The sequence below is a fragment of the Tenacibaculum sp. E3R01 genome, assembly GCF_003318185.1.
GTDB lineage: Bacteria > Bacteroidota > Bacteroidia > Flavobacteriales > Flavobacteriaceae > Polaribacter > Polaribacter halocynthiae.
This window is the reverse complement of the sequence record NZ_QOCC01000007.1, coordinates 156,258-162,455: the sequence shown is the minus strand read 5'-3', so window position 1 is coordinate 162,455 and position 6,198 is coordinate 156,258. Positions and strand designations below refer to the sequence as shown.

Annotated in this window: 7 protein-coding genes; 5 read left to right on the top strand and 2 right to left on the bottom strand. The window is 28.5% G+C overall.

The features are described 5' to 3' along the window. Positions 1–370 precede the first annotated feature (370 nt). On the bottom strand, positions 371–1,102 hold the full coding sequence (locus DS884_RS00805; RefSeq protein WP_113785405.1) for a DUF4294 domain-containing protein: 732 nt from the start codon (positions 1,100–1,102) through the stop codon (positions 371–373). Between the two features lie 117 nt (positions 1,103–1,219). Here DS884_RS00805 and fdhD point away from each other — a divergent pair, with 117 nt between their 5' ends. From fdhD to DS884_RS00790, 3 genes are all read left to right on the top strand, one after another. Then, complete coding sequence (fdhD, locus tag DS884_RS00800) at positions 1,220–2,017, top strand: formate dehydrogenase accessory sulfurtransferase FdhD (RefSeq protein WP_113785404.1); 798 nt, start codon at positions 1,220–1,222, stop codon at positions 2,015–2,017. 69 nt (positions 2,018–2,086) lie between these two features. Further along, positions 2,087–2,716 carry a hypothetical protein gene (locus DS884_RS00795; RefSeq protein WP_113785403.1) on the top strand — a complete coding sequence of 210 codons (630 nt, stop codon included), beginning with the start codon at positions 2,087–2,089 and terminating at the stop codon, positions 2,714–2,716. Between the two features lie 36 nt (positions 2,717–2,752). Further along, positions 2,753–4,255: a hypothetical protein gene (locus DS884_RS00790; RefSeq protein ID WP_113785402.1), complete on the top strand. Its 1,503-nt coding sequence runs from the start codon at positions 2,753–2,755 to the stop codon at positions 4,253–4,255. A 53-nt stretch (positions 4,256–4,308) separates the two neighbouring features. Here the strand turns inward: DS884_RS00790 and DS884_RS00785 are convergent, their stop codons facing one another. Continuing rightward, on the bottom strand, positions 4,309–4,605 hold the full coding sequence (locus DS884_RS00785) for a hypothetical protein (RefSeq protein WP_093872029.1): 297 nt from the start codon (positions 4,603–4,605) through the stop codon (positions 4,309–4,311). 103 nt (positions 4,606–4,708) lie between these two features. Here DS884_RS00785 and DS884_RS00780 point away from each other — a divergent pair, with 103 nt between their 5' ends. After that, complete coding sequence (locus tag DS884_RS00780) at positions 4,709–5,335, top strand: NUDIX hydrolase (protein WP_113785401.1); 627 nt, start codon at positions 4,709–4,711, stop codon at positions 5,333–5,335. A gap of 58 nt (positions 5,336–5,393) precedes the next feature. Further along, positions 5,394–6,197: a lysophospholipid acyltransferase family protein gene (locus DS884_RS00775; protein WP_093870960.1), complete on the top strand. Its 804-nt coding sequence runs from the start codon at positions 5,394–5,396 to the stop codon at positions 6,195–6,197. Position 6,198 lies beyond the last annotated feature (1 nt).

Below are 6,198 nucleotides of genomic sequence, written 5' to 3'. Positions count from 1 at the left end.
CTTTTTTGAAGTTTTTTTTTTTAAATTTGTAAATCCCATAAATCAATGAACTATCCCCTAAAATTCGGACTGCAAAGATACTCACTTTCATTTGTTTTAAACAAGCTTTTTTTAACTTATTTTTTAACCTTCTCTTAATACCTCTATAACCCTATTTTAATGAACTTTGCTTACTTTTAAACTCTGAGCTTATCCGTTTGCGGGTGCAAATATAGACCCCTTTTCTAACATGACAATGATTTTTTTGAAGTTATTTTTAAAGAATTCCTTAATCAACTACTTACTAAGCTTTTAAAGACAAAAGTTTTTTTGAAGTTTATTATAAATACTCTTTTCTTCTAGTAATACCTATACTGTATTGTTTAGTAGCTTACTTCCTTGTGTTACGTCTTTTCTTTCTTTTACGTTGTTTAGCAAACATTTTTTTATACTTTTCTACATTAATCCCTCCTTTTTTATTTGCTAATATACTTACATAGTTCATTTTTAACTTAGGCTCTTGATAAATCAATGCTTCATCTATATATGCTCTTTGTAAAACATCTTCTATTAGATAATCTTCATTATTAAGTTCTGGATTATATTTTGACTTCAACGATAGCTTGAATAAATTAGCTGTAGTATTATACCAGAAAGCTTTCCAACCACTTCGTAATTCCTTTATATTATCAAATGCAGTTTTTCCTGTTTGGCGATGAATTAACTTTAATAGCACTCTACCTTCCGTTCTTGTTAATTTTTTCAACCTATTTGTTAATTCGTTTTCAAGATATTTCTGAACTCTTTTTATATATTGCTTTTTCTTTCTTTTTGAAGAAACTCTATTTAAACGTACATTAAGACTATCTATTCTTTTTGAAGCTAACATGGCATAAGGATAAGCTTTGAACACCTTTCTTCTAAACCAGTAATAATAATGTACATCTACTTTTGAAGTAAACTTATGCTTAGGTAATACTGACACTTCATTAAGTTGTATCATTAATGAATCACCATTCTTTATAAGGTAATAATCATCTACAAAGCTTGGTAATGTATCTTTCACCTGAGCTATAATTAACGAACTAAAAAAAACAATATAAATACTTAAAACCTTTTTCATTATAATAAGATATAGATCAATCTCTCTACTTTTAAAGTAACAGGGCATAAAGTTAATTATTTTAATGCTACCCTATTTTCTTATTTTTGTTTTTTTTATTATTTACTTTTGTTCTCTATGACACAAGTAAACGCATACCAATCGATAAAAGTATCTAATAACATTTCAAATAAGTTAAATGACAATTTAGTTATAGAGGCTCCTTTGCAAATAAACATTAATGAAGAAGCTTATACCGTTGTAATGCGAACTCCTTATAATGATACTGATTTAATTACTGGTCTTTTATATGCTGAAGATATTTACAGAAGCAATGAACCATTATCTTTTAATATTACAACTAAAAAAGATAATCATCATGATATTATAAACGTTACTATTGATAAAGAAAAAATAGGTAAAGGCTACTTAAATAAACGAACTTTATTATCAGTCTCTTCATGTGGTATTTGTGGTAAAAAAGAAATCAACGATATTCAAGTTTCTGGAAAACCTGTAAAAAACACTTATACCTTAAGTTCAAATAAAATTCAGCAAATGTTTTTGCAAATGACATCACTACAGTTTACATTTAAATCTTCTGGAGGAAGTCATGCTTGTGCTTTATTTAATAAAAATCAAAAATTATTAACCTGTAAAGAAGATATTGGTAGACATAATGCCGTTGATAAATGTATTGGAAGTTTGTTAAAAGAAAAAGATTTAAATAGTGCTAAAATAATGCTAGTTAGTGGTCGTGTTTCCTACGAAATAGTATCTAAAGCGTTTTTTGCTAAAATACCTATAATAATTGCTGTTTCTGCTTGTTCTTCATTAGCTGTAGATTTTGCTAAAGAGTTTGGAATATGCCTTATAGGTTTTAGTAGAGATGATAAAATGACAATATACACTAACCCTCAATATATCAATTACTGATCATAAAAAACGCTACTAAAAAAAGATTTGTATTTTAGTGGTCGAAAATCAACTAAAAATAACAACGGTATGCCATTCATCGAGGAAGAGAAGTATCAATTAATGCAGGAAGATTTTGACAAAGCAAAACTTAAAAGAGAAGAATCTGAAAAAGAGTTAAGTGAGCTTCAAGAAACATACAAACACCATAAGCAAAAATCTAGAACCATTTATATTATATTAGGTCTTTTTTTGGGGTTAGCATTAGGTATTATCTATTTATTTAAAAGCGGAAAATTAAATGATAAGGGTATTATAACTAATAATAAAGTTAATATTTCTGAAATTAAAGCTAGAGAGGCTGAACGTGTTATTGACAGCTTAAAAAGAGTTAATAAAAAAGTAGAGAAAGAAGATATAGCTTCGGTAAGTACTGATAATTTAGATGACACTATAAATGAAGTTGAATCTAATGTACAAGGAAAAACAATCTACTCAGTTCAACTAGGAGTTTTTCAAACAAAAAAATACCCATTACTTTCAAATAATCTAATACCTGGAATTATATCATCTAAAAATGGTTACTTTAAATATTCATTAGGATTATTTTCAACTTTAAATGAAGCTAAATATTTTAAAAAAGAACTAGCAAAAATAGGTTTTAAAGATGCTTTTGTAGCATCATACATAAATAATAAACGACAGAAAATTCATCATTAAAAATTAATTCAATTATTTTATATGTTTAAAAACATAATGAAAAGAACACTTGTGTTAAGTATAACATTGAGTGTTCATTTTTTTTACGCGCAAGAGAAATTACCAAACAAAGTTACCCAAATTGGTTTTGGTCAATTAGATTTTCTTTCAATAAAGATGCCTGAAAATGAATCTAATATGGATTTCACAGGCTTACATTACAATTTAAAAATAAATAAATGGAGTTATGCAGGTGTAGGCTTTTATGGTGCCGTTGGAGGTATTAGAGGTGGTTTCTTCACTTTAGGAATTAACGCAGGAATTCAAAAAAACATCACTGATAATTTATTTATAGATACCGGTATTCATTTTGGTGGTGGTGGTGGTGCAAACGCACCCGATGGAGGTGGTGCATTTATTTTACCACACTTTAATTTAGGATATGACTTTAAACACTTTTCAATCTCAACTGGTTATAGTTATGTTAACTTTTTTGATAAAGGAACTATTAAAGGGAGTCAATTAAATGTAGCTATTCAAGTTCCTTTATCCTTTCAAACTTCAAGTTTTGACGAAAAAGAAACTGAATTTTCTTTTAACAACTTAAAAGACTCTGACTGGAACAAACCTAGTAGTAGATTGTCCTTATTAATGCATTTAAATAACTTATCAGTTACTAAAGGTTCATATAAAGGAAAAACAATACGGTTAGCTGGATTTGAATTTAATTCATATTTAACAGATAACATTTTCTTTTTTGTAAAAGCCGACGGTGCTTATCATGGAATTAAAGCTGGTTATATGGATATTTTTCTAGGAGGAGGATATCATTTTTCTATGAATAAAAACAGAACCAACATTCTTGCTAAATTTGGTATAGGTGCTGGTGGTGGTGGTGGTGTTGATACAAAAGGTGGTTTTTTAATTTATCCTGATCTTTCAATTGAACAAAAACTTTTTGACAACTTTTATGCTACTTTAAATAAAGGTTATTTAATGAGTCCAGATTCTCATTTCACCTCCTCTACTCTTGGTTTTGGTCTAAAATATTATGTAGATAAGGATGGTATAAATTCAAAAACATTGTCTTTTTCAAAAGGAGTATTTAAAGGTTTAGAAACCATATTGAAACAAGATTTATATATAAACGCACAAAGAGTTAGTGGGATTAGTCAAAATATGCATCAGATATCACTACAAATTAACTTCTTTTTAAATAAACATATTTATGGAGCAGGCCAAACCTCATTTGCTAACTTTGGTGATGCCGGAGCTTATGCTGAAGGTATAGTTGGTTTAGGATACCAATCAAAAAAAATATTTGATAATACTACCTCTATTTTCCTTCAAGTATTAGGAGGAGCTGCTGGTGGTGGTGGAATTAGTACTGGTCAAGGTTTAATAATAAAGCCTAGCTTAGGTATCAACTATAAATTAACTGATAAGTTAAAATTAAGAGGAGCTTTAGGTCATGTTAAAGCTAAAGGTGGTAGTTTAAATTCAACATATATGAATTTAGGTATTAGCTATAATTTCTCATTTTTAAGTATGAAAAAATAACAATAATAAATAACCAAAATCTGGTACTAAACATATAGTTTACTTGGTTTTGGTTATATTTCAATTGTTTTTTTCTTTTCATCAGAAGATCTAAAAACATAAGTATATAGCCACATAAGTGTAAAAGTAGGTATCACATCTAAACCTGGCATTGCTTCTTCTATAAACGATACTGCCGCTGCAATTTTCCCTTTATTCCCTTTATATAGCTTAGTCATTAAAAATGCAGAGATTGGAGCCCAAATAACATCTGTAATTTCTCCTAATCCTGGTAAAATAAAAGATGCATAACCTACAGCGTCAAAAATTAAACTCAAAGCTAGTTTTCTATATTTATATTTTTTACTCATATATTTTATTTGATTTTTAATAGTATTTAAAATACAAAATTCGAGCCAAAAAATTGACTTCGTGCTATTAAAATCAATATGTTTGTCTAAAATACTATAAAAAATGATTTTTTCTGATTTCACTAATCAAATACAACGATTTCAAAATAGTACTTTAGGAGGTTTAGAATCTCAATTTAAGCTAGCTCCTGAATTAAGGAGAAAATATACAGAAGAAATGATTACACAAAAATCTCCTAAAAAAGCAGCAGTTTTAGCTTTGTTTTATCCCGATAAACAAAATAAAACAAACTTTTTACTAACACAACGAGCAAGTTATAATGGTGCGCATTCTGCACAAATAAGTTTTCCTGGTGGAAAAGTAGATAAAATCGATATTAATCTTCAACAAACTGCTTTAAGAGAAACTTACGAAGAGGTTGGGGTTAACAATAAAGATATTACTGTAATAAGACAATTATCTAACACATATATTCCTCCAAGTAATTTTTTAGTTACTCCTTTTATTGGGTTCTGTAACCAAAAACCAATTTTCAATCCAAATAATGAAGTTGCTACAATTATTGAGGTATTAGCACAAGATTTACTGGATGACGATAATATTGTTTACACTCCAATGGAAACATCATACATGAAAAATATCGAGGTACCATCCTTTAAACTAAATAATTACATTGTATGGGGAGCAACTGCTATGATGCTTTCAGAAATTAAAGATTTAATTAAATAGTAACAGTATTATTTTTCTTTTGTAATTTAGCATTTATACTAATAAAACCTGCATCAATATGCCCTTATTTAAAAGGAATCCTTTTGGACATATATTATGGATAAAAAAATGGCTTATACGTATCTTAGGAGTTATTTCTCATGGACGTTATCGTAGGTTTAATGAACTTCAAATTGAAGGTTCTGAAATTTTACGCCAACTTCCAAATCAAAATGTCTTATTCATTTCCAATCACCAAACATATTTTGCTGATGTTGCTGCTATGTTTCATGTATTTAATGCTTCTTTAAAAGGACGTATTGATAATATTAGAAACATTGGTTACATATGGAATCCTAAATTAAATGTATACTACATCGCTGCTGGTGAAACCATGCGTTCTGGTATTTTACCTAAAATCTTTGCTTATACTGGATCAGTATCTATTGACAGAACTTGGCGTAGTGGTGGAAAAGATGTTAATAGACAAGTTAAATTATCTGATATTTCTAATATTAAAAAAGCTTTAGACGATGGATGGGTTATCACCTTCCCTCAAGGTACTACAACAGCTTTTAAACCTATTAGAAGAGGAACAGCGCATTTAATTAAAACATACAAACCAGTAGTTGTACCTATTGTAATTGATGGATTTAGACGTTCTTTTGATAAAAAAGGATTACAAATAAAAAAGCGTAACGTTTTACAATCAATGGTTATTAAAGAGCCTTTGGATATCGATTACGAAAATGAGAGCATTGAAAACATTGTTGAAAGAATAGAATATGCCATTGAGCAACACCCATCTTTCTTAAAAGTAATGACTCCTAAACAAATAAAAGAACAAGAAGAATTAAACGAAAAACGTAAGTTTTGGAGTTAAT